The sequence below is a fragment of the Paraglaciecola arctica genome (genome assembly GCF_018861065.1).
Classification (GTDB): Bacteria; Pseudomonadota; Gammaproteobacteria; order Enterobacterales; family Alteromonadaceae; genus Paraglaciecola; species Paraglaciecola arctica_B.
Genome location: NZ_JAHKQO010000037.1, coordinates 20271 through 44087 on the forward strand (window position 1 = coordinate 20271; position 23817 = coordinate 44087).

The 23817-nt window shown below is 41.5% G+C and carries 22 protein-coding genes; 4 read left to right on the forward strand and 18 right to left on the reverse strand.

What is annotated here, in order from left to right:
- Positions 1-51: 51 nt before the first annotated feature.
- Genes rng through KO534_RS16995 form a run of 5 tightly spaced genes read right to left on the reverse strand, consistent with a single transcriptional unit; the run spans position 52 to position 4512 of the window.
- Complete coding sequence (rng, locus tag KO534_RS16975) at positions 52-1515, reverse strand: ribonuclease G (protein WP_215931301.1); 1464 nt, start codon at positions 1513-1515, stop codon at positions 52-54.
- Positions 1505-2074, reverse strand: coding sequence for a Maf family protein (locus tag KO534_RS16980; RefSeq protein ID WP_215931511.1), 570 nt, complete (start codon positions 2072-2074; stop codon positions 1505-1507). The genes rng and KO534_RS16980 overlap by 11 nt, the downstream gene beginning before the upstream one ends.
- Positions 2075-2076: 2 nt before the next feature.
- Entirely contained in the window at positions 2077-2553 is a 477-nt protein-coding gene (gene mreD / locus KO534_RS16985) for a rod shape-determining protein MreD (protein WP_215931303.1), read from the reverse strand.
- A complete protein-coding gene (mreC, locus tag KO534_RS16990; protein ID WP_215931305.1) occupies positions 2550-3410 on the reverse strand; it encodes a rod shape-determining protein MreC in 861 nt (286 codons plus the stop codon). Before mreC ends, mreD begins: the two co-directional genes overlap by 4 nt.
- Positions 3411-3468: 58 nt before the next feature.
- Complete coding sequence (locus KO534_RS16995; protein ID WP_039989107.1) at positions 3469-4512, reverse strand: rod shape-determining protein; 1044 nt, start codon at positions 4510-4512, stop codon at positions 3469-3471.
- Positions 4513-4669: 157 nt separating this feature from the next.
- On the opposite strand from KO534_RS16995, the gene KO534_RS17000 reads away from it, so the two are divergent.
- Genes KO534_RS17000 through KO534_RS17015 form a run of 4 tightly spaced genes read left to right on the forward strand, consistent with a single transcriptional unit; the run spans position 4670 to position 7283 of the window.
- The gene (locus KO534_RS17000; RefSeq protein WP_215931307.1) at positions 4670-6352 is read left to right on the forward strand and encodes an ATP-binding protein; all 1683 of its coding nucleotides are present in this window, start codon (positions 4670-4672) and stop codon (positions 6350-6352) included.
- Positions 6336-6740, forward strand: coding sequence for a response regulator (locus KO534_RS17005; RefSeq protein ID WP_215931309.1), 405 nt, complete (start codon positions 6336-6338; stop codon positions 6738-6740). The genes KO534_RS17000 and KO534_RS17005 overlap by 17 nt, the downstream gene beginning before the upstream one ends.
- Before the next feature lie 29 nt (positions 6741-6769).
- Complete coding sequence (locus tag KO534_RS23780; RefSeq protein WP_215931311.1) at positions 6770-6877, forward strand: heme NO-binding domain-containing protein; 108 nt, start codon at positions 6770-6772, stop codon at positions 6875-6877.
- A gap of 58 nt (positions 6878-6935) precedes the next feature.
- A complete protein-coding gene (locus tag KO534_RS17015; protein ID WP_215931313.1) occupies positions 6936-7283 on the forward strand; it encodes a heme NO-binding domain-containing protein in 348 nt (115 codons plus the stop codon).
- 72 nt (positions 7284-7355) lie between these two features.
- Here the strand turns inward: KO534_RS17015 and KO534_RS17020 are convergent, their stop codons facing one another.
- The 13 genes from KO534_RS17020 to KO534_RS17080 form a co-directional block, all read right to left on the reverse strand.
- Positions 7356-9227, reverse strand: coding sequence for an SUMF1/EgtB/PvdO family nonheme iron enzyme (locus KO534_RS17020; protein WP_215931315.1), 1872 nt, complete (start codon positions 9225-9227; stop codon positions 7356-7358).
- 178 nt (positions 9228-9405) lie between these two features.
- Positions 9406-14310: a DUF6701 domain-containing protein gene (locus tag KO534_RS17025; RefSeq protein WP_215931317.1), complete on the reverse strand. Its 4905-nt coding sequence runs from the start codon at positions 14308-14310 to the stop codon at positions 9406-9408.
- Positions 14310-14747 (reverse strand): MSHA biogenesis protein MshP, encoded by a 438-nt coding sequence (locus KO534_RS17030; RefSeq protein ID WP_215931319.1) that lies wholly within the window; start codon positions 14745-14747, stop codon positions 14310-14312. Before KO534_RS17030 ends, KO534_RS17025 begins: the two co-directional genes overlap by 1 nt.
- Positions 14737-15600 (reverse strand): PilW family protein, encoded by an 864-nt coding sequence (locus KO534_RS17035; RefSeq protein ID WP_215931321.1) that lies wholly within the window; start codon positions 15598-15600, stop codon positions 14737-14739. Before KO534_RS17035 ends, KO534_RS17030 begins: the two co-directional genes overlap by 11 nt.
- Positions 15600-16142 carry a type IV pilus modification PilV family protein gene (locus KO534_RS17040; RefSeq protein ID WP_215931323.1) on the reverse strand — a complete coding sequence of 181 codons (543 nt, stop codon included), beginning with the start codon at positions 16140-16142 and terminating at the stop codon, positions 15600-15602. The genes KO534_RS17035 and KO534_RS17040 overlap by 1 nt, the downstream gene beginning before the upstream one ends.
- The gene (locus KO534_RS17045; RefSeq protein ID WP_215931325.1) at positions 16129-16677 is read right to left on the reverse strand and encodes a type II secretion system protein; all 549 of its coding nucleotides are present in this window, start codon (positions 16675-16677) and stop codon (positions 16129-16131) included. Before KO534_RS17045 ends, KO534_RS17040 begins: the two co-directional genes overlap by 14 nt.
- Positions 16678-16762: 85 nt before the next feature.
- Positions 16763-17278 (reverse strand): prepilin-type N-terminal cleavage/methylation domain-containing protein, encoded by a 516-nt coding sequence (locus tag KO534_RS23650; protein WP_215931327.1) that lies wholly within the window; start codon positions 17276-17278, stop codon positions 16763-16765.
- A 176-nt stretch (positions 17279-17454) separates the two neighbouring features.
- The gene (locus KO534_RS17055) at positions 17455-18078 is read right to left on the reverse strand and encodes a type II secretion system protein (RefSeq protein WP_215931513.1); all 624 of its coding nucleotides are present in this window, start codon (positions 18076-18078) and stop codon (positions 17455-17457) included.
- 97 nt (positions 18079-18175) lie between these two features.
- Positions 18176-18706, reverse strand: a complete 531-nt coding sequence (locus KO534_RS17060; RefSeq protein ID WP_215931329.1) for a hypothetical protein — start codon at positions 18704-18706, stop codon at positions 18176-18178.
- A gap of 4 nt (positions 18707-18710) precedes the next feature.
- Complete coding sequence (locus KO534_RS17065) at positions 18711-19931, reverse strand: type II secretion system F family protein (RefSeq protein ID WP_215931331.1); 1221 nt, start codon at positions 19929-19931, stop codon at positions 18711-18713.
- Positions 19918-21789: a GspE/PulE family protein gene (locus tag KO534_RS17070; RefSeq protein ID WP_215931333.1), complete on the reverse strand. Its 1872-nt coding sequence runs from the start codon at positions 21787-21789 to the stop codon at positions 19918-19920. The genes KO534_RS17065 and KO534_RS17070 overlap by 14 nt, the downstream gene beginning before the upstream one ends.
- Positions 21786-22910 (reverse strand): tetratricopeptide repeat protein, encoded by a 1125-nt coding sequence (locus KO534_RS17075; RefSeq protein WP_215931335.1) that lies wholly within the window; start codon positions 22908-22910, stop codon positions 21786-21788. Before KO534_RS17075 ends, KO534_RS17070 begins: the two co-directional genes overlap by 4 nt.
- The gene (locus KO534_RS17080; protein ID WP_215931338.1) at positions 22907-23815 is read right to left on the reverse strand and encodes an ExeA family protein; all 909 of its coding nucleotides are present in this window, start codon (positions 23813-23815) and stop codon (positions 22907-22909) included. The genes KO534_RS17075 and KO534_RS17080 overlap by 4 nt, the downstream gene beginning before the upstream one ends.
- Between the last annotated feature and the right edge of the window lie 2 nt (positions 23816-23817).

The window sequence follows — 23817 nt, forward strand, 5'->3', positions numbered from 1 at the left end:
TGCTCACATTATGACAATGTTGAAAGTTTTGGGCCTAGGTTTATACCCCGCTTACATCATTACAACATCGAATTTGTCTTGATTGTACAGAAGTTCAGTATGAACCTTAATTTGTTTGCTGACGAACACTTCAAGTTCAGCCAACATATGTGACTCTTCTCCTAATAACGCGTCGGCCACATCCTGTGACGCATAAACCACAAATTTATCTGCGTCGTATGCTCGATTAACCCTTACAATTTCGCGCATAATTTCGAAACATACTGTTTCGACGGTTTTAATAGAGCCGCGGCCTTTACACACAGGGCATTCGCCACATAAAACGTGCTCTAAACTTTCACGGGTTCTTTTACGGGTCATTTCTATTAAACCTAACACAGTAAAACCGTGAATATTAATCTTTGCTCTATCTTTACTTGTGGCTAACTCAAGGCTGTGCATGACTCTTCGTTTGTGGTCTTCGACTGTCATATCGATAAAGTCGATTAGGATCATGCCACCTAAGTTTCGAAGCCTAAGTTGCCGTGCAATCGCTTGAGTTGCTTCAATATTGGTATTAAAAATGGTTTCTTCTAAATTACGATGACCCACAAATGCGCCAGTATTAATGTCTATTGTAGTCATCGCTTCGGTTTGGTCGATAATCAAGTATCCACCAGATTTTAGGTCTACTCGTCTTTCTAGTGAACGCTGACATTCATTTTCAACATCGTAAAGGTCAAAAATGGGTCGTTCGCCTGGATAATATTCTAAAAGTTTATGCAATTCTGGCACATACTCTTTGGTAAATTGTTGCAACTCTTGTAGTGACAACTTTGAATCAATTCTAATGCGATCTAATTTTGTTCCCACAAAGTCTCTGAGCACCCGGCGGGCTAACGGCAGGTCTTCGTAAAGAATGTGGGATTTATTTTTCATTCGCGAGCGAATTTTCTGCCACAAACGTTTTAGGAAATCGGCATCTTGGGTGAGCTCTTGTTCTTTTACCCCTTCGGCAGCAGTACGTAATATAAAACCACCATCTTCACTACAGAAACTCTGCACTAAGGCTTTTAGGCGCTCTCTTTCTGCTTCATCTTCAATGCGTTGGGATACACCGACGTGCTCAACACTTGGCATAAATACCAAATAGCGCGAGGGGATCGTAATATCAGTGGTAAGTCTTGCCCCTTTAGTGCCTATTTGATCTTTGACTACTTGAACAACAATGTTTTGTCCGTCTCTCACTAGCTCACGAATATCTCGTTTTTCGATATGGTTAGGTGAAACTTCTTCTTCAACTTCACTGTGTATTGCAATGTCAGAGGCATGTAAAAATGCGGCTTTATCTAAGCCAATATCCACAAATGCCGCTTGCATTCCCGGTAATACTCTACTGACTTTACCTCGATAAATATTGCCAACCAAGCCACGTTTAGTGTGCCTTTCGATGTGGATTTCTTGTAATATTCCACTCTCTATCAAAGCCACACGAGATTCAGAAGGGGTAACATTAATTAATAGTTCAGCACTCATTTACAACCCCAAATTCAGTTAACAATATTTTTGTTTGGTATAAAGGTAGACCTACGACAGCGCTGTAACTTCCATTAATATGTTTCACAAATTGTCCTCCAAGCCCCTGTATTCCATAGCTTCCGGCTTTATCTTGCGGTTCACCACTTTGCCAATACCATGCTATTTCTTGAGTAGTTAGAGGGCCAAAACAAACTTGAGTTTCAACAACGGTGCTTTTTTGTTGTTTAGCGCTAATAACAGTGACTGCAGTCAATATTTGGTGTGTATTATCAGAGAGTATATTCAACATACGTATAGCGTCATTTTTGTGTTTCGGCTTACCTAAAATTTGACCTTGGGCCACCACGATTGTGTCAGCTCCCAATACGATATTGTTGTTATCAGTCCTTTGAAAACCCATAGCAGACTTTTCTTGGGCCATTCTTTGCACGTATTTTTTTGGGGATTCGTGGGGGAGTACAGTTTCGTCAATATCTACTGGAAATTGCGTGAATGGAATACCTATCTGTTGCAGTAATTCAACTCGGCGGGGGGACTGTGAAGCAAGTAATAACATCATTAATGGAGGCGTAGTTGGCGTCTAACTTTACGCAATAACCAGAATAACCACGGCCAAATCACCATAGAACTGGCTACGGGCCACAAATAGTCAAACAAAAAATAAATATCGGTGATTAAATGTTGTAACCAAAAAATCACCAAATTATACAACGCAGCCATAATGCCAATGATGATAGATTGCTGCCACACAGAGTAATTACGTAAGCGTTTATAATTCACGACCAAGACATAAATACATAGGCACATAGCAAAACTGTGCACACCCATACTGGTACCCAATAATATATCTAGAATTAGACCTGTAAAAAATGCCACTCCTACATTGACTCTGTTGGGGAGGGCTAATGCCCAATAACTAAGGACTAATAGTACCCAATCGGGGCGGTATAAGTCAGCGACAGCCGGCATCGGCATAATTTGCAAAACTAATGCAATCACAATGCTTAGCGCAATTGAGTAATTGCGTATGCTCATTTTACTGTTACCTCTGCTATTGATTCTTCTTGGAGGGTGCGCTCGGACCATAGTAGCAGCAGGTATTTTAAGCGATCAAGTTGCGCAACTGGTTTTGCCTTAATTTGCGAAAATGGCCGACTCTCATCTCGAACAATTGAGGTAATAGTCGCGACTGGATAACCCTCAGGGTAGACATTGCCTAAGCCAGAAGATAGCAACAGATCGCCTTCTTTTAAGTCACTACTATGGGCTACATGCTGGATCAATAGTTCGTCTAAACTACCTGATCCAGAAACAATTAGGCGTACATTATTTCGGGCAACTCTAACGGGTATAGCGTGTGTGACGTCTGCAATAAGTAATACACGGCTATTGGTTGAACTGACTTGCATGATTTGCCCTACAATACCGTTGTCATCTAAAACAGGTTGTCCCTCGAACACCCCATTTATTGCTCCCTTATTAATTACTATTTGATGGCTGTACGGGTTGTTATCTACAGCCATAAGTTCAGCTACAACTTTGCGAGTATTGTCTTGAACAGGTGAATTTAACAAGCTGCGAAGCCGGTCATTTTCTTCTCGCAAAAAAGTTAAACGTTGCAACTGGCCGTTCATTAGCATGGCATCATGAGTTAACTTTGCATTGTCGTTTAGCAATTGTTCGTGGGAAACAAAGCGACTTGCACTAGCATTGAGTAATTGCCCAGGTAAGTTGGCCAAATATTGCAACGGGCTTACCAGTGAGTTGAGGTACACTCTGGTTGTGCCGAAACCATCAAATTTGTGGTCAAAAATTATGAGTGACACTGAAAGTATAAGAGCCAGAGCTAACCTGTTAGGCAGGGAGGGGCCACTAGAAAACATCAAATTCATTATTGCCTGCCTAAAGGCGACATCGTGTCGCCCTGTTTACTATTAAATATCAAAACTACTACTCGTAGCTAAAGAGATCGCCTCCATGGATATCGATCATTTCGAATGCTTTTCCGCCGCCTCTTGCAACACATGTGAGAGGATCATCAGCAATAACCACAGGGATCCCAGTTTCTTCCATCAGCAGACGATCTAGATCTTTAAGTAAAGCTCCACCACCGGTCAAAACCATTCCTCGTTCAGAAATATCAGATGCTAATTCTGGTGGAGACTGCTCAAGGGCGACCATCACAGCCGATACTATACCGGTTAAAGGCTCTTGTAAGGCTTCTAGAATTTCATTGCTATTGAGCGTAAACCCTCGTGGAACACCTTCTGCTAGGTTGCGACCGCGTACCTCAATTTCTTTAACTTCTTCGCCTGGATAGGCTGCACCGATTTCATGTTTAATACGTTCAGCTGTTGCTTCGCCTATTAACGAACCAAAGTTACGTCTAATATAAGAAATAATTGCTTCATCAAACTTGTCGCCACCTATTCTAACGGAAGATGAATAAACAATACCGTTGAGTGAGATAATCGCTACTTCTGTGGTGCCGCCACCAATATCGACTACCATAGAGCCAGTTGCTTCTGAAACAGGTAACCCTGCACCAATTGCTGCGGCCATAGGCTCGTCAATCAAATATACTTCACGGGCGCCTGCACCCAATGCAGATTCACGTATCGCTCGTCTCTCTACTTGTGTCGAACCACAAGGAACACAGACTAGTACGCGCGGACTGGGACGCAAAAAGTTATTGTCGTGAACTTGTTTGATAAAATGTTGCAACATTTTTTCTGTTACGTAGAAGTCAGCAATCACACCATCCTTCATTGGGCGAATCGCTTTTATGTTTCCGGGAGTTCTACCCAACATTTGTTTGGCTTCACGCCCCACGGCAGCAACACTTTTTGGTCCCCCTGCGCGCTCTTGACGAATTGCTACAACAGAAGGTTCGTTGAGGACAATCCCCTGATCCTTGATATAGATAAGTGTATTTGCAGTACCGAGGTCGATTGATAAATCGTTGGAAAACATTCCCCGTAGCTTTTTGAACATGTAAAAACCGCACTTTGGTTGATAAGAAAAATATTCCGCTAACTGTACCAATGCACCGTGAATTGGGCAAGTACAGAGCATCAACAAGGCCATAAAAATAACGGTTTCAACACATTTTTGTGAATTAAGTGTCAAAAGCAACTATAAAACTCTATTTTTGGCTATAGTAAGCTGGCAATTTGAAATAGACGTACTAAGTATCGACATGAATGAAGAGAGACTAGAAAAACGTTATCAACGGGAGCGACAAGCTCGAGAAGCCGCCGAATCGCTATTGGAAAAAAAATCCCTTGAATTATTTCAGCGTAATCAAGAATTAGAAGAGGTAAAAGAGAGCTTAGAAAAACAAATTTTAGAACGCACCCGAGAAGCAGAAAAAGCGAAATCTGAGGCTTGGGAGTCCAATCAGGCAAAATCACAATTTTTGGCTAATATGAGCCATGCCACCATGACCCCCTTGACCGCTATTATTGGATTTGCGGAAGTGCTGTTACAACACAAAGTCAGCAGCGAAGATAGCATAAAATATTTAAATACTATCGTTGGAAGTGGACGTCACTTAAGCACTTTGTTAGGTGAAATTTTAGATATAAGTAAAATTGAAAACAAAAATTTAGAACTGCAACCCATAAGGTTTAATCTCCCCAATTTGTTACAAGACATAGAACAAATGTATCTCTTTAATTGTAAAAAGGAGAGGTTAGATTTTGTGATGGTAATTGAATCGGATATTCCAGAATGGGTAGTTACAGACCCTACTCGGCTTAAACAGGTTTTGCATAATCTACTTAACAATGCGATTAAATTTACTAGTGAAGGCTGCATAAGCGTACACGTAAATTTCCAACCCACTTCTAATACTTTGTTGATTGATGTAGTGGATACAGGTGAAGGTATTGTCGAAGAAAAACAAGCTTTGATATTTGAATATTTTCGCCAAGCCGACGCCACTATTTCGAGTAATTTAGGTGGAACAGGAGTGGGTTTATTTATTACTAAAAGTTTGGTTGAATTGATGGGCGGTTTTGTGGAACTGCAATCTACTGTGGGGAGGGGCTCTAAATTTTCAGTCTCTATCGCCTGTGAGGACTGTGAAGGTAAATGCAGCACTATTAAGGCTAGAAGAGTCGTTGATTCTCAATCGGTAGGCATTCCTTCACTAGTTGGCAATATTTTATTGGTAGAAGATATCGAGGTTAATCGCCAGTTGATAACCCTTAATTTGCGCCAAACTGGAGCCAAAATCGATACAGCAGTAAATGGTCTAGAAGGCCTACAAATGGCTCTTTCAGGCGAATATGATTTGATTTTGATGGATATTCAAATGCCTGTTATGGATGGAAAGGAAGCCTTGAAGTCGCTACAGCAGTTGGGTATTAGTACGCCAATATATGCACTGACTGCCAATGTTATCTCCGCTGATATACAGGAATATATTGCGCTCGGTTTTAGTGGGGTGTTGAGCAAACCTCTTGAATTAAATAAATTACACTCTGTGCTTAAGCAATACTTGCGCACTGAAAACCACTCGGACGCTGAAAAAGCTCAAAGGTCTAATTTGTTCGCTCAAGACCCAAAGATAAAAGCGCTATTTTTTAGTGAGTTAAGCAAACAAAATATGGAAATTACCGAAAACATAAAAAAGCTAGATTATGCAGGTTTGACCAATGCTGCACATATTATTAAAGGGTCAGCCGAAACCTTTGGTTATGACACTTTAACTAAGTTAGCTTCGGAGTCTTTGTTATTATTAAGAAAAAAGCAGTATGAACAAGCCGTTCAACAATGTACCAATCTCAATCTAAAGTTAGCGGAAGTGTTAAATGAGTATAACGATTAATATATTACTAGTAGATGATGTCGAATACAGCAGAGAGTTGTTGCGCGCCGCGATTTTAGTGTGCATACGTGAACATAAAACTGAAATTGATGTGAATTTTTTTCATTCTTCTACTGGCGAATTGATACCTGATAGGATCGCAATACATGATATTGATTTGGTGTATTTAGATATTGAATTGCCTCATACCAGTGGCCTTGAAGTATTAAAACAAATTCGAAAAGTGTACCCAGAAATGATGGTAGTGATGGTCTCTGGTGAGAGCTCATCAAAAAATGTCACTTCTGCGATTAAAAGTGGCGCCAATGGTTTTATTGTTAAACCTTTTAATTCAGGGCGAATATTAGATACCTTACAAAGTTACCTTAAAAAAGCGAAAAAATTGTGAAAGGCATGATTTTTACAGAGTTCATGGACATGGTAGAAAGCGTTTTTTCGATTGATGTTTTGGAGGAGATTATAGAGAAAAGCGATTTACCTAATAGGGGAGCGTACACTGCCGTAGGTACATACGACCACCAATAAATTGTAAAAATGACAGCACATCTCAGTCAAGCAAGCTGTTGATATTCCGATTGATACCTTGTTAGAGTCATTTGGTAAACATCTATTTTGTCGGTTTTCCAAACGCTACCCAGAAATTTTTGAGGAGGTCAGTGGTCCCTTTGAACTTTTAAAAAATATAGACAATTACATTCATGTTGAGGTAAGAAAACTTTATCCTGATGCTGAATTACCACGTTTTTATCATCTGCAAACGTCAGCTAAAGAATTGATAATGTACTATTTATCATCTCGTCATTTTGAAGAGCTCGCCGTGGGCTTATTCAAGGGATGTTTAGCACATTTTAAGGTCGAAGGTGAGGTTCACAAAAGTGAGACAGAATATCAAGGGCAACAGGCGATAGAAATTACTATCATTCTAATTTAAAGATTTAAAGCGAGCCGGAAAATTGAGTTTATTTCAAACTCGCCCTACTGTTCTTGAGACCGTTATCGAGTTTCATTGTTCACGAACGACTCTAAAACCAATGTAGTTTGAACGGAAGCTGCTATCTAATTCCATTCGAGTCGACACTCGGGCTAAACGTGGTGCAAAATTCCACGCTCCACCGCGAACCACTGCAGTGCCATCTGATTGTTTGCTGGTGGTCCATTCCCAGACATTACCAACTGTATCGAATAAACCAAAATCATTGCGTTCAAAAGAACCCACTGGCGCTGTGCTAACGTTAGACCACTGACTGCCACACCAACCACAGTTTGCGTTGTCTGTGCTGACGCCTTCGCCCCACCAATAGTCTGTTTCCTTGCCCGCTCTTGCGGCATACTCCCAACGCGTTTCACTGGGTAATTTATAAGCTTGACTGCTGGCTTGTGATATCCATTTTACGTAGGCGTTGGCATCACGCATACTCACGCAAACTACAGGGTTGTTTTCATTCTGAGCAAATCCAGGCGCACGCCAATTGCGATCTTCTTTCCATACTGCTTGCCCATCTTCATATGCGGCGCAGCCTTTTTGTTTTTCTGCATCAGTCACATAACTAGTTGAATTTACAAAAGTTTCAAATGCCTTTACGCTTATTTCGGTTTCGCTGATTCCGAACGATTGTTTTAGGTCTTGGGTTTGCACCGGGCGTTCGTTGTCTAGGCCAACTCCAGTAATATCTCCCATGCGAAAACTGCCAGCAGGAATCACTACTAAATCAGGTCCAGGAATGTCTCCAGCCAAAATGTCTTGAATTCGTTCACCTTTGCTAAAGGTATACTGTGAACGATCTAACTCGACTTTAAGGGTTTGTGATTCAGACAAAGAAACTTTTTGTCTGCTTGATTCATAGCCACGTTTAACCACTTCAATATCATGTTCACCAGAGGGTAACATGACTTGTAGTTTAGTCGAGCCGTAGCTCACACCATCAATGAATACTTCGTCATCAAACACGTTTGAACGCACCGTTAGTTCGTACATTACCGACTCATCTGTAGCCATAGGGGAAACTTTCACCTTAGTGGCTTTTGCGTTTTCGTTACCCTTAAAATTCACGCAATATCGTCGGTCTAATCCTAATAACTCGCAGCCTTCAGAACGTTTTAAGTTACCTTGCAATTCTAAATTCATCTTAACGTTAAAGTTACCTTGACCACTAAAGTTGCTATCAGCAACTTCGCTTCGCAATACTTGCACTGAAGCATCTGACGTAGGTCTTCTTTTTTGAGCTTCATCCGATTCACTTAAACCTGCATAAACACTGTCTAAAAATCGTTTTGAGGCTTTTTGCTTAGCTAAGGATTTACCGCGATTAATACACTTCGCTAATGTCTCATCTTTATCACACGCAATGTTATGGCTGACAACTATGGCTTCTTGACGGTTAAACTCTTGGTACAAGCGATCGATACGGGCGCTGTTTAGTTGCTCTTTTAAACCTTCAATGGTGTTGAGCAGGCTATGTTTCGAGATTTGCATCTGTTCCACTTCTTGTAACTCATTTTGCCACTGATTGTATTTATCAGTAATGGCGTCTTTGATAGCTTTATGAGTCCTTACTGCTTTAGCGTAAGTTTCGATAGTGGGCGATATATTTAACTCAGGATCATCAATGACCTTTTCATATTGTAAGTTCATTTCAATCAAGGCAGATTGTCTATCCGCGTCAGCCAGTGTGGCGTTTTGACGAAGTTCGCTTAGTTCTCTTTCTAAGCTCGCTGCGTTGGCAATTTGAGCTTCGAGTGAACTGTTGTAATTATCGTATTCTGACTGTTTTACAGAAATTTTATTTTCAACTTCTGCAACCGATAAGTCGGCAGCCAAAAGCTTGTGACTAAACGAAAGGGCAATGATAATAGAAAATTGAGCTATACGGTTCATTATTCGGTTCCAAACGGGTTGCTTGATGGCAACTATTTTTATTGTCATGACATAAATCGGGCGTAATGTTACCAGATCACAACTTTGCGTAGCCTATGCTATTGAGTTACAACAAAAAGCGCAAGCTTGTTACGTGGGCAAACGTTATTTTATTCACCTCACCCTATATAAATTAGGTTTAATTAAATACTTCTCGCCAATGAATGATCCTATCGTTACCTCGAAATAGACCAAATGTGACTGTAGCTTGAGGGAAGTCATCAGTATTGATGAAACCGTCTCCACTCCAATCGTAATTAAGATAAGTTGGCCAAGTTACGTTTGTTGCCGTGGGATCCAACCAAATATCTAACTCGCCGGCGGAATCAGGTGCTTCAAGAGTGAATTGGTTGCCAACAGCAACACCTTCAATCAATACTCCGGAACTGGTAACACTATTAAACGAGTTAGCGAAGGTAGTATCTGATAATTGAATTTCATTATTTGCTTCGCTGAAATCGATACTGGTGCAATTGCTATCATCGATATTTAATAACCACTGGTCAGCATTAAAATATTCAGATTTTATCGGTACGTTAAGTGATTCGGTTTCAGGTCCATAGGTACTCTCCAATACCAAGCGACCATAACGAATTTGGGTACCTGTAACTTCTTCTATGTCCCAGCCTAAGCAGCTTGTATCAGTATGACTGGCTTGATAACAAATACTGTCTTCATTACCATTTTGGTCTATAAAAGTGCTGACAAAAAAGTCGCTAGTAAATGCCAGTGTTAACTGCGCTTCAAATGGTGAAACCGGAGCAAAAACGCTATTGTCAGTTGGATCCACTTTGTTATATCTGAAACTCCCATTGTTAATGGTAACCGTTCCTGAACCATCAAAATTGTCATTGCTAGCAATGATAGGCAATTCACCTAAATTGAGAACGCTGACAGGTTTGCTAGAGGCATAAGTTGAGGTATCAACAAAGCTTAACTCCGCTGCAGTGGGTTTTTCTGGCAAGTAGTTCCAATAAGTGTCACTGTAATTAAATGTTCTATCGCCCAAGGCGTTGTAGGCTGTAATAGTAAATTCTGGAGACGTTTCAAAATCTACACTCTGACCTAAATAGCTAAATGTACTGTTACAGGTATCAGCCAATGTCGGTACCTCGGTTAAGGCGACATCAAAATAAGCGGGATAGAAATCTCCAAGTATCAGGGGGTCAGCAACAGCAACTTTATTTCCAAGGTAATTGGCATCTTGAACATCTATTTCAATACGGCCGACTTCAGTGTAATGGGCCAAAGAGTAACTATGCTCGCCGTCACTAAAACTAAGGCCTGAGGCATCGCCAAAGGCTGCACTTAGGCCTGAAATTGTGGTGCCTGAATCCGAATATTTAAAGGTACCATTTTCACCGGAGCTAACAGGAGAAACTCTCATCACTTTTAATTGCGGGTTTTCAGCCTGGTAATTCGGTAATAATTTATCATTACTGCCATAAGCGCCGATGACAAAAGTAAAGTTTTCTGCAGCCACATAGTTATTTTGGTTACCTGTGCCGCCATATAATAATTCAGTTTCAGCAACACTCAATTCTAAGTAGCTAGGGTAAACATCAACAGGCTCATTGTCGGAGTTTTCGAACGTGACACCATCTATTTCAGCGGCCACACTCAGCGTTAATCTACCTGCATCGGGATAATTCAGCAGCCCTAGGCTCGCTACCCCTTGCGCATCAAACTCTACTGCAATGTTGCCACTACTTTCACCTGTTCCATCACCCGCGATATTAATATCATTGAGCGGTTTGAGACATTGGTTCGGTGATTCGCAGTCATACGATAACGTAATTTCTTGGGGGCCCTCTAACAACGCTTCACATACGTTATCGACACTGCGAACCGCCCTTACATTAACGTTTTCGAAATTATTAGCGGCAATTTGATCTGGTAACGGGTCACCAATAGTTGCGCCGTATATTTCAAATCCATCATTTGAAAACGTCATGTCACAGCTTTCAGTCGTGCCATTAAAACAGTAAAAATCGGCCTCTGGATTAGCTGCGGTTTTTGCCATAGTAATAGTGCTTTCATCGGTGATATTTAGGCTGGTGGTCAATTCGCCAGTAAAGACTAGAGTATCGCCGCCTGACCATCCAGATGGGGCTAGAGTGATTGCAGTTTCTTGATCGTATAAAATGTCACAGTTTGCATTTGCACAGGCTTTGATGGTGACTGTTTCGGCTTCGCAAGTGAACCCTTGGCCATCATGTACAATTTCATAATGATCCGGCGCGATAGCCCTACATTCATGTCGTTCATTCATAATCTCTATGACTTGGGAGGTGGGTAACACACCTTGGTAAACTCGCACTTCGTCAATTAGCCCGTGAAAGTCATAACTGGCATTTCTAGACCAGCCGCCTACCCGCAGTTCGCTGTCGACCACCGCACGACTTTTATTCGGTGTGCTGTGTCTTTGGGTAAGTGTTTGTTTTACACCATCGATATGCATAGAATTGCGAGTAACGCTACCATTTGTAAATTCCACGGCAATATGATGCCAGCCATTGGCTAAGCCAGCGTTTGAAACGCCGTACACGTCACTATTTCCAGTGTTAAAGCCAATTGCACCATTGTAGATCCAGATGTCGTGTATGTCCCAACCTATCGGCATGGTGTTGTTGGTACCATCCCAATTCATCCAAAAGGTGACTGTGGTTTTGACATCATCGGTTCTGGTATCTAGTGGCAATCCTGTCACTTGAATTGCGCCATCATTTTGACTGGCATACCCACAAGTACCAAAATTACCTTCTAACGCAGGAGTAGTGGTCTCTGGTACTGAATTATTGTTAACCCTAGCATGATGTTCGTTACCACTGCTGTCGATAATTTCGTCTGGGCTTCCATCCCAGTTGTCTTCTTCGAAACGGTATTCTAACAATAATGTAGGTGGAACTGGGCAAGTTCGGGTTTCACCCATAATTTTTACGATTTGAGTTTCGGTTAGCGCGGTTGTATACACTTTAGGTTCGTCGATGGCACCATTAAAATGGAATCTCGATCCGCTTTCTCGAGAATTATTGGTTTCGCCACCAATACTTGCTGGTCCTGTGTCGCTACCCCATGTGCCAGTGTATGTAGATACGGTATCGCCATTATTAAGCACTTGTGCGACACCATCAACATAGATCTGTATTGTTTTGGCTGTGACATCATGGACCGCGGCGACAAAGTACCATTTATTAGTTGTAATCACTGCGTTTCTGGTGTCAACGATCACCGGACGAACGGCCCTAGAATAGAGTCTTAACTTGCCCGCACCGCCGTCACCTAAACTAAAGCCGAATCCTTGAGTATTATTTTGATCATCGATAAAAATTCGAGAGTCAGAATTCAAGTCCGCAGCATTGATCCATGCGGTAATCGTGAGACTTTCGGTTAAATTGGGAAATGAGGAAGGCAATTGCACGTAGTCATCATCACCATCAAATTGACCGTAGTGACAGGTACCAGGACTGCCTTCAAAAACAGGATTGATGTCGTCGGTAACTGACGCATTAAATGGCGTTGCGTCATATCCATAGATGCTACTATCAACGACTTGGGCGGTATAATCATTCCATTTAAATTCATCAAAATGATATTCAGCAATGGGCCTAGGAGGACAAGGGTGGCGTTCTTGCATGATGGTTTCGATTTGCGAGGTGGTCAGCGAGCCTTCATATATGCGTACTTCATCTATTAGTCCGTGGAAATCGTAACCACTATTAGCTGACCAGCCGCCAATTCTCAGCTCACTGTCTACATAGGCTCGACTGTTACTAGGTGTACTCTGACGTTGGGTGAGCGACTGCTCAACGCCGTCAATATACATTCGGTTATTAGTGATATTACCGTTAGTAAATTCGACCGCTATATGATGCCAGCCATTGGCTAGGCCAGAACTTGAAGTGCCAAACACGTCACCATTGCCAGTGTTAAAACCTATTGAACCACTCACAATCCAAATATCGTAGCTATCCCATCCAATGGGCATGGTGCTGTTGGTTCCATCCCAATTCATCCAGAAGGTGACAGTGGTTTTAACATTCGGGGTAGTGGTATCAAGTGGCAATCCAGTGACTTGAATGGAACCATCGTTTTGGCTGGCGTATCCACAAGTACCGGTATTGCCTGTTAAAGCTGGAGAGGCGAAATCTGGCAAAGAGTTATACAACACCTTACCATGATGATCATTGCCAGAGTAATCGAGAATTTCGCCAGCAGTGCCGTCCCAGTCGTCTTCTTCGAAGCGGTACTCTGCAATTAATGAAAAGCAATTTTGTTCAGCCCGTCCGCTTCCATCAAAATTATTTCCGGCAGATTCATTCTGGTAAATACTTAAAATATCACTACTTGAAAGTTGTTCATCAAATATCTTGAATTCGTCTAATAAACCAACAAAACTTTGAGAAGAGGTAAAGCTGCCGCCTGTTCTATCTTGTTCTTGACCAATGATCACAGCATTAGATTTAGACCGCAATTGGCCACTACCGACACCGTCATCACAATCTTGTCGTTGTCCATCTATATATAAACAGACAATGTTACGAACACGTATTACTGCTAAGTGATGCCATTGACCGTTTGTTAGTGTAATACTGCTATTAAGTATTTCACTTCTATCCCCGACTTTTACGACTACCTGTTGGCTATTTCTCAGGTAGATTTCTAATTCATCGTCACTTCCGTTTCCGTAACTTAAAGCTTGAAAAATTTCTTGTTGGGATTTGGTAACCGAGGTTTGAAACCACACAGAAACAGTAAAGTTATTCAGCCCGTCTACTATTTCATGGGGGAGGCTGGCCCAGTCAGACGTATTGGTCGCCGACAAATCTAAAGCACTATTTGTAACCCCTTGAGCGGAATTAGATACCACTCCCGTAACTTGGGCGTTGTAGGTACCGGTTTGGTCAATAATTTCGTTACCCGTGCCAGTATACTCACATTCATCAAACTGGTAATTAACGATTGGATTGGCTATGGCAAAGGCATTAAATGCTTGGGTAACGCTGAATACAAAAAATACCAAGGCAATCAATCGATTAATCATTATTCTGACTCCAGCATTGCGTCAATATACACAAAACGCGTCACATTTATTTTACCCGCAGAGCATTGGCCTGTGCTGGAAAAGGTCCAAAAAGTAAAGGTTTTAGCGCCGTCTTCGATTGATTTAGACGTGGGAGTCACACTGTAATTACAGTTTTCTAAACCGGCTACCGCGTTAAACTCTTTTGACACTGGATGGTTACACCCTCCACCAAATTCTTGTGCTACAGCACATTCTATTCCAGCTCTCGCCGCATTTAGGGCTCTTTGGCCTAGTACTTCATGGATAATAGAATCTGAAGACGATGATAATAATCGTGTTATCGTTAGCCCTAGCAGCGCTAATACAATTATCACGAACAAAGCTATAACCAGCATGCTGCCTTTTTGGTTAGATAAACTAGCCAATGAAAATGGTTGATGTTTTTTACGGTACATTGGGTACATGTATTTCACTACTGAAATTGATAATTTCTTCGTTATGCTCAAAGGCTAACAAAACATGCACTATGCTGTTACGCGTTAGCGTGGCTTCATATATTCTAAAAGGTGTCTCACTAGGGTTATTAAAATCATTATTGATGTTTTCAGCCATCAAAGTACCTGAAGTATAAATAACCTGATCCTCGCTTATATTTCCTTCATTTCGATAGATACTGCGGTCGTTCTGGTGGGCACAGTAACTGATGGTTTTTCTACCTATATACAGACGAGAAGCGGGCGAGTGATCTTCAAAAGCTCCGCTGACAGTTAGCACTGCGGTTCCACTAGGATCATCAGCCGTATTGCAACTTGTATCGGGCCCGGTATCCGTGCAACTAGTTATTGCTTTACGTTTGTTATTTGCCAAATGATATACGTCGTTGTTGTTTTCGAGAGTATTAGTAGGATAAACAATGGCGAAATCACCAGGATTCAATTGAAACCCTATTGGATTATTGGCGTACTCCACTATAGTGGCTGAATTCGATGTGTCAGGTTTCACTGACAAGCTAGTATAAAAACTCACCCATTCAGAAGGTATAAATTCAATACAGATTATAGAGCCGGAGTTATTGGCCCTTACTCGCGCGCTGTTGGGGACCGCCATTCGGAGTTCTCGGGTGAGTCGCTCTACAGCAAAACGACTGTCTCCTAACAGTTGGTCGCGTTCAGTGGCATCGTTATAAATGCCTACACCTGTACGAATAAAACCAGCGATACCAACAGATACAACCCCTAAAACAATGATCACAGTCACCAATTCGACTAAGGTAAAACCTCTATTTGTTGTCTTAGTTGAGCAATACACTAGTAATTACTCCGAAAAGTAGAAAATATGATATTTTCATCATTAGGAGTAGTAACAGTAACGGTAATTAACTTAGTGTTACTCACAACGGTATCTGCGATTCCATCCATGTTAGCGTCGTAAATAACCGTTACATTAAGAGCAAAACCTTCATACAAATTGTTGTTATCTATTGTAGTGCTTTCACCAAAAGTGTTTTTAATCCCAGCACCTGATTCAGTCAGTCCATTATAATCATCCACATCGTCAAAACTCGCTCGAGTCTCTCCGGTATCTGGACCTAAATTAACCGTGCCAATACATGCGGCATCACAAAAATTTGTGCCACCAGTGCGATCGGATTTTTCATCAAAAGACTTACTGGTAATTTCGTTTAATATGGATTGCCCCAATTCAGTGGCTCGAACTTGATAGATAGGCTCTACGCTGCGTATTGCTTGAGGTACAATCAAGGAGGTAAACAAAACTAAGGCGATAGAAAATACTATAATGCCGATAACAAGTTCGGTCAGTGTGAATCCAGCAGCTTTATTCACAAGCATGGATATACCCCTGAGATTCAATACACACCGACGCTGCGGATTCACCCGTCATAGTAATTTTACAAGTGGCGCTGCAATTTCCGCTTTCTAATTGGGGGCGGCCTAAATCATCAAAATCGATAGAATTAAAATTGGGTTGTGTGGATAACCCCACTCCCTCACTCGCCATTTCTGTAGCAGTAGTAGAGAGATAATCAGGATTACTAAAATCGATATTGCTAGAACATGTTGCACTAATTGAGCTAGATGTGCCGCTGGTATAATCCAAAGTAGGGGGGCCAAAAGCCGCTGCGCTGCTATTAAAATTTATTTTAAAACAATATCCACCACGATTGTCATACATTGCACGGGTTTGCATATTACGCAGCGCGGATACGAGTCTAGCCTGATAGGTGTACTCAGCGTAACCCGAGGTCCCAGAAAAACGGCTGAATACTGATACAGATAAAATGCTAAGTAGAATAATCACTACTACTAGCTCTATTAATGTAAAGCCGGCCACTTTGTTACTAGGTGTATGCTTGTTCAATATCATTCTCGCTAGAGCGTAAAATGACTAACACTCGACTCGCGTAACTTAAATTTGGAGTTACAACTCCAAATTTAAGTTAGTTATAACACTAGCAACCATCTGTTTGAACAACAACAGTAGGTGAGACGCCTTGACTCGCCGTGTCAGTATAAGTAACTTGGCATTGATTCGCTGCAACAGTAGTCGCTGCAGTACCGAGTGGAGTTATCGTAAAGGAACCAGAGGCGGGAGAGTCTGCTGTGAAAGTCCAATCTCCAGTTACAGCTGTTAAATTTAAATCTACCCAACGTTGTAACATTGTTGCGTTCATTGTGAGAGCACTTGGGTAACCAAAGTTTGTATCAACATCGCCTCCGCTAATAGTTACTTTATTATTATCTACACTTGGATTCGTACCTGCATTTTTTTGCTCACCTGCAATGGCAGATTTTGCATACACTAACTGAGAGCCGCCTTGTATTGCCGCTTTTACACCTTGCAAGGTAGAAGCTGTAGCATCACCTTGTATATCAATAAATTTAGGGGCGGCGGTTACAGCCAAAATGCCTAAAATCACGATCACAATAATTAATTCGATTAATGTAAAACCACGTTGTTGTTGCATGCTTTTTTGTCCTCAAAGGGTTTTTTAACTAAGTCCCTGAATCTATTGGATGTTTTATACCATTTAAACATCATTTTAACCAATTACTTGTGTTTTTCTAGTTATCTTTGTTTATACCTAAGTATATTTTCGAGCGTTTGGTTAAGGTTTATCACCACAGAAAATTATCGCTGTGATTAATTGTTACTAAACACTATCACCTGGCCAATTCTTGGATCGTAGATAAACCCATTTCCAGCCAAGTTATCGGTTGGCTCAGTTGTGCGATTTTTGACTGTTTGTGTTAGGTAATAATAACAAACATCATTACCACCTGAACCTACACCTGTTCTTACATTAGTAAAATATCGGAAGTTTTCAAACGGTCGATCATTCCAATCCGAAGAAATGGTTGGAGCACTTTGCATAATTAAGTTGAAAATACTCTCGCAGTCTAAGGTACTCATTTGGTCATCTTCAGAACTACTGTCGGTGTCTAATTGCCCGGTTGGGTAACCCGTATCTTGATCGATGCCTACTTGAATACTTTCAATTGTTACGAAGGTCGAATTGGTGCCATAATTTTCAGTCGGGCGGCCTTCTAATTCCCATTGAGCTCTGACTAAGCCAACTCCAGTGGCAAAACCTCCCGCCACTCCATCTACTGTTGCATCCTCGGCATCTGCGGTCACATCTAATAGTCTAGGTAAAGCGGTCGCAGCCAATAAGCCTAAAATAACCACCACTATCACTAGTTCTATTAGGGTAAAACCCGAGGTGGCTTTTTTAGGGGAGCCATAGTGCCCGGTATTTAATTGCATATTTGTCTCAACTTTAGCGTTGCTGTTGCTCTTAATGTTGTTGGTCATAGCGGCGCTCCTACAAGGTTTTTCACTTGTGATTTTTTAAAAAAGGTAATCATTCTTTAACTTTTAATACCTGACCCGAAAACACTTTGTATTCGAAGTATGGACCAGTAGATAATCGATATCGACACACAGAATCCAATGGATTATCGTTAAGTTTGATCCCGTCGTAATATTCAGCAAAAATTTTAAAGCCGTCTATGTTCATTGGCATATTGAGTAACATTTTCCAAATGTTAGCACAGCCTTCTGACGTTGGTTCTGCTTTTGGCCAACCTAAATGACTCATAAATATAGGTTTTCTATCTGTTTCAATTAGAGTTTCATTCTCGCCCAGCTTATTGGCATAGGTGATTAACAGGACTATTTCAGGGCGGCCTTCCCCTTGCCACTGCCAATGGGCATTACTCACGCTAGTTGAAAACTGCTCAGCTAAATTTTCCAACGCAAGTCGCCGTAAATTAGTAGAGCCGTTATTTAGATGAATCATAAAGCCCAACATTAAACTGATAAACACCACTACCACAGTGATATTAATAAAAAGGCTACGATTACGCTCATCTGCTGCTTGGTTTTTATCCATAACGTTAGCCTTTTATGGCCCCCATCATGTCCCACATAGGGGTAAAAATACCTAGGGCGAGGATTAATACCATACCGGCTACAATACTTATTAAGATAGGTTCTATTTTCGAGGTGAGGCTTTTTAAGTCGTAGTCGACCTCTCGCTCATAAAACTCTGCTACTTCTGCAAGCAACTCGTCTACTCGACCTGTTTCTTCACCAACACTTATCATTTGTAATACCAAAGGTGTGAATAATTTACTGCTGCTGGCCACTCTAGACAAGTTTTCACCTTTTTCGATATTCTTACGCATGTTTAATATGCATTCGGCCATATAGGCATTGTTAACTGCCTCTGCTACTAAATTAAGCGCCGAGGTAAGTGGCACCCCAGATACCAACATCATCGAAAAACTGCGGGCAAATCGGCCTAATAAGGTGCGCTCAAAAATACTGCCAACAATAGGTAACTTTAACTTGGTTTTGTCCCATTTGTAGCGGCCAGTTTCAGTTCGCAAGTACCTGACTAATAGGTAAATTCCTACTGTGATCCCTACAACTAAGAAGGGCCACTTGGTGATAAAGAAGTTCGACGTGGCCAATAATATACGTGTCATTAATGGCAATTCAGCACCAAAAGAAACAAACATTTCAGCAAAAATTGGGATCACCACCATATTCATTATTACCATGGCTATGACTATGGCCATTAACACAAACATGGGGTATCGGGTTGCTGCTTTTATTTGTTTGCGGGTTTCCTGTTCGCGTTCAAGGTAAAATGACAATTGCAAAAAGGCTTCGTCTAATTTACCGGTATTCTCTCCTACGTGCACAATACTGACAAATAATCGCCCAAAAACCTGGTCATGTTTGTTTAACGCTGTAGAAAGCGTGCGACCTCGTTCTAATTGATCCGCAACGTCGTCGAGTGCCATAGCCATTCGTTTCGAACCTGTAGTATCAGCTAGCCCTTTAACTGCCCGTAAAATAGGTATTCCTGACTTAGCCAACGAATACATTTGTCGCGAAAATATCACCAAATCATCAAGCGTGACATTGGGCGTTAAAAAAGAAACCTGTGCGGATTCTTCGATTTGTTCTTGGCTATTTTCGGTGATTTCAATAGGAGTAAAGTTTCGCCCAACTAATATTTGCGCAACTGATGAATCATCTGTTGCCTCTAAAACACCAGAGGTCAGCTCACCGCTCGCATTTCGTGCCTTATAGCTAAATTGGGCCACCGTCGCCTCCTGGTGGTTTATTTAATGGTTCTAGTTCAAATGAAAAGCCTGACGATTTAGGAGGCTCTTCATTGGGTGCTTCATTAGCGGTTTGGTCTTCTACCACTTGCGCTAATTCTTGCTCAATAACTTCATTATCATTGGGTTTAGAAATAGTTCGTTCATCTGCGACCATTTCTATTAATTTAAGTACTTCGTCGACTGTAGTAATGCCCATTTTGGCATACATTAGCGCTACTTTCGCAAGAGGTACAAATCCGGGGCTTTTTTGCGCCGCTTGAGAGAATGAAATAGTGTCATTCAATTTTAAGGCATTCATCATGTTTTCGGTCATTTCCAGTAACTCGAATACACCTATACGCCCTTTATAACCGGTCCTATTGCAGCTCTGGCAACCTCTACCACGTTTGAAGTTTATCGCTTCCAAATTGTCATCTAAGTTATTTAACCATAGTAATTCTTCTGCATTGAGGCGGTAATCTTCACTGCAGTTGTTACAAATTTTGCGCACTAACCTTTGTGCTACTACAGCACGTAAAGAACTGGCTACTAGATAACCTGGCGCTCCCATATCTAATAATCTAACGGCGCTGCTTATTGCGTCATTGGTATGCAAGGTAGAGAGCACTAAGTGCCCAGTTAATGCACCACGTAGTCCTATTTCGGCTGTTTCTTGGTCGCGCATTTCGCCGACCATAATAATATCGGGATCTTGACGTAAGGTAGTACGTAATACGTTGGCAAAACTTAAGCCAATCTTGTTATTGGTTTGTACTTGGTTGATTCTTGGGAGTCTATATTCAACTGGGTCTTCTACCGTTATGATTTTTGATGCTGCTTTATTGAGTTCGCTTAGTGCCCCATATAAGGTGGTGGTTTTACCCGAACCAGTAGGGCCAGTTACCAGAATCATACCGTGTGGTCGGTGCAATAGGCTTCTAAAGCGAGTTAACAGATTATTTGGCATACCTGTTTGATCAAGGGTCAATAGGCCAGCAGATTGATCGAGTAAACGCATTACTACCGATTCACCTGCTTGTACTGGCATGGTCGATACCCGTACATCAATTGAGTGGCCTTTGATACGCATACTGGTTCGGCCATCTTGGGGAAGCCGTTTTTCAGATATATCCAAACCTGACATTAATTTGAGTCTAAGTACCAAGGCCGATGCGATGTTTTTTTCCTGAATGACATTCTCTTGCAGTACACCATCAACCCGCATTCGAATCCGTAATAATGCATCATCAGGTTCAATATGAATGTCTGATGCCTTGGCCTGAACCGCATCTTCAAAAATTGATTGTAATAGCCTAGCTACTGCTGTGTCTTGTTCGTCCCCAACGCCCGAGTCAAAATCGAATTCGGCTTCATCTTGATATTCTTCCGCAAGTTCTTGTGCAAATGAGGCAATTTCTTCAGTGCGGCGATAAAAGTTGTCATAGGCTTGTATCAACTGGCTATCACTAACCACTGCAACATCTAAAGGTTTAGGTAATAGCCGAGACAATACATCAATAGCCGCCAAATCCGCAGGATCGCTCATCGCAACTAGAAGCCTATCGCCTTTGTCTTCAATCACTAAGGCGCGGTGCCGACGGGCTTGCACTTCAGGCAGCATATTGACTGCCGCTAGCTGCACATTATGTTTACTGATATCGACCAAGGGCACCTTGAGGTGTTGTGACAAAAATGACAGAAGCTGGTTTTCGGTAACTAATCCCAGTTCAATCAACATGAATCCCAGTTTACGACCTGACTCTTTTTGTGCCGCAAGTGCCTGCATCAACTGTTCTTCGCTGATAATTTCCTTTTGGACAAGTAAGTCGCCTAGGCGTATTTTGGCTTTAGGTTTCATTGATCGCCTGCTAATACTGAAATTCGTTGTTGGATAAAATCATGCACCGATCTATCTAATTGGTCTAGGGATTTAGCGTTTGTATAGGCCTGCACCGCTTGGTCAATTTCACCCAATTGATCTTTTGCAATACCTAAACCTAACCACCATTTTGCATTGTTAGATTCGATTTGAGTTAAAGATTGATAATCTGTCATGGCCAATTTTGTCTGTTTTAGTTGTTGCGCTAAAGCCGCCCGATAACCTAAGTATTCTACTTGATTGCCTGTAACAGGTTGAAATTTAGTCAATACCTCTAATGCTTGTGTCGGCTCTTTTTGAATCATCAGCAGTCGTGCCAACATCAATCGTAAATCACTTTGAGCTGGGTGTTGCGCAATTCCTTTAACAAGGAGTTGCTTAGCTTGCGCATAATTACCTTGGGCAAATAGTAAGGATGCGAGCTTCTTGCGAGCTTTAATATTTGTAGGTTCAGTTTCTAATAATTTGTAGAGTAACGAGCTTGCCAAATCGAGATCATCTTCTTTAAGGCTTTCGACTATACGTTGTTTTAAACTGTCGCCGCTATTTTCCTTGTTACTATTTTTTTTACTAAAACTAGCAGTTGGTTCTGCAGCAGTTGAGGTCATTATTTCTGGCGGCCGAGAAGTCTCAGCCGCAACGTCTTGAGTATCTATTACTTGTAATGAGTCTGGCTGGGCTTCAGTTGTATCGGACTGGTTTGGCAAACTAGGCTTTGCCATTGTAAGCTTACTTGGCGTCTCCATTTTTGCAGCAGGAGTGGCAACTACAATGTCAGTTTTAGTTTGTAGATCTTTATTGTTTTGTGAAGTAACTGGCCGTTGTTGGGTTTCTTCTGTGACCATGGACATTGTTTGCGGAACATTAGATGCCAAGGTTTGCGTTTCGGTTGTTGCTAAAGTCTGATTGGTTTTGGTTTCAGAAAATAGCCACTGGGTATCCATTAGTGCAAAAATAATGGCGGCAATAGCCAAAACTAACAGTAATATAACTAATGGCTTCGATTGTTTTTTGGGTGGCGCCTGATAGTCAGCCGTTATCTCATCAGTTTGAGTTTGCCGGGCTTCTAAATCTTGTAGCATTTTGTTCACTACACTCATATTTCGAACCCCGACCAAGCAAAATAGGCAAAACTAAAAGACAACATCACGACTAAAATTCCGATAGATGAAACAAGTAAAATATTGCTGGTTTGGTTAGCTGCCTCGGTATCTTTTATTGAGAGTTTAATATGTAGTGGCGTGATTTTTTGCATGCCTTCGCCAAAAGCAAGCATTAAGGCTTTATGGCATAATACGTTGACTATTCGGGGGGTCCCCTTGCTGGCTTTATACAGTAAGGAACAACATTTTCGGTCGAATAGATCGCCGCCTCGGTAACCCGCTACATTCATCCGGTGTTTAACATATTGGTATACCTGATCGGCATCCATTATTTGCAAGGAATAAGAAAACGTTACCCTTTGTTTTAATTGCCGTAGTTCGGGTAGAGCCAATTTATCGTTTAATTCTGGCTGACCAAACAGTACCACTTGTAATAACTTACGAGATTCGGTTTCGAGGTTGGTAATCAGCCTAAGCGCTTCAATGCTCTCTACTGGCAATGCTTGTGCTTCGTCAATTATGAGTACCACACCTTTATTTTCTTGGTGAATTTGAATCAGACGTTGTTGAATTCGCTGCGTAAACTCTTGCTGGTCGGCATGGTCAGTTAATACCACATTCAATTCACTCGCCACTGCGCGGCGCAGTTCTGAAGGGGTAAGATAAGGATTGGGAATGTAAGCCGCTACAAAATGCTGAGGCAATTCGTTTAACAATTTACGACAAATCAGCGTTTTACCTGTGCCTACTTCACCTGTTACTTTAATAAAACCTTCGCCTGTCCTAAGTGCCGTTAACAACACTTGAATGGCCTCTTTATGACTAGGCAGGCCAAAAAAATAACTGGTGTTAGGTGTTAAAGTAAAAGGTAACTCTTTAATACCGAAGTGGTATAGATACATGA

Excerpts from the sequence above, each read along its gene's own strand:
- rng (WP_215931301.1), bottom strand. The coding sequence starts at position 1,515 with ATGAGTGCTGAACTATTAATTAATGTTACCCCTTCTGAATCTCGTGTG.
- KO534_RS16980 (WP_215931511.1), bottom strand. The coding sequence starts at position 2,074 with ATGTTATTACTTGCTTCACAGTCCCCCCGCCGAGTTGAATTACTGCAA.
- mreD (WP_215931303.1), bottom strand. The coding sequence starts at position 2,553 with ATGAGCATACGCAATTACTCAATTGCGCTAAGCATTGTGATTGCATTA.
- mreC (WP_215931305.1), bottom strand. The coding sequence starts at position 3,410 with ATGAATTTGATGTTTTCTAGTGGCCCCTCCCTGCCTAACAGGTTAGCT.
- KO534_RS16995 (WP_039989107.1), bottom strand. The coding sequence starts at position 4,512 with ATGTTCAAAAAGCTACGGGGAATGTTTTCCAACGATTTATCAATCGAC.
- KO534_RS17005 (WP_215931309.1), top strand. The coding sequence starts at position 6,336 with ATGAGTATAACGATTAATATATTACTAGTAGATGATGTCGAATACAGC.
- KO534_RS23780 (WP_215931311.1), top strand. The coding sequence starts at position 6,770 with ATGGTAGAAAGCGTTTTTTCGATTGATGTTTTGGAGGAGATTATAGAG.
- KO534_RS17020 (WP_215931315.1), bottom strand. The coding sequence starts at position 9,227 with ATGAACCGTATAGCTCAATTTTCTATTATCATTGCCCTTTCGTTTAGT.
- KO534_RS17025 (WP_215931317.1), bottom strand. The coding sequence starts at position 14,310 with ATGATTAATCGATTGATTGCCTTGGTATTTTTTGTATTCAGCGTTACC.
- KO534_RS17030 (WP_215931319.1), bottom strand. The coding sequence starts at position 14,747 with ATGTACCGTAAAAAACATCAACCATTTTCATTGGCTAGTTTATCTAAC.
- KO534_RS17040 (WP_215931323.1), bottom strand. The coding sequence starts at position 16,142 with ATGCTTGTGAATAAAGCTGCTGGATTCACACTGACCGAACTTGTTATC.
- KO534_RS17045 (WP_215931325.1), bottom strand. The coding sequence starts at position 16,677 with ATGATATTGAACAAGCATACACCTAGTAACAAAGTGGCCGGCTTTACA.
- KO534_RS23650 (WP_215931327.1), bottom strand. The coding sequence starts at position 17,278 with ATGCAACAACAACGTGGTTTTACATTAATCGAATTAATTATTGTGATC.
- KO534_RS17055 (WP_215931513.1), bottom strand. The coding sequence starts at position 18,078 with ATGCAATTAAATACCGGGCACTATGGCTCCCCTAAAAAAGCCACCTCG.
- KO534_RS17060 (WP_215931329.1), bottom strand. The coding sequence starts at position 18,706 with ATGGATAAAAACCAAGCAGCAGATGAGCGTAATCGTAGCCTTTTTATT.
- KO534_RS17070 (WP_215931333.1), bottom strand. The coding sequence starts at position 21,789 with ATGAAACCTAAAGCCAAAATACGCCTAGGCGACTTACTTGTCCAAAAG.
- KO534_RS17075 (WP_215931335.1), bottom strand. The coding sequence starts at position 22,910 with ATGAGTGTAGTGAACAAAATGCTACAAGATTTAGAAGCCCGGCAAACT.
- KO534_RS17080 (WP_215931338.1), bottom strand. The coding sequence starts at position 23,815 with ATGTATCTATACCACTTCGGTATTAAAGAGTTACCTTTTACTTTAACA.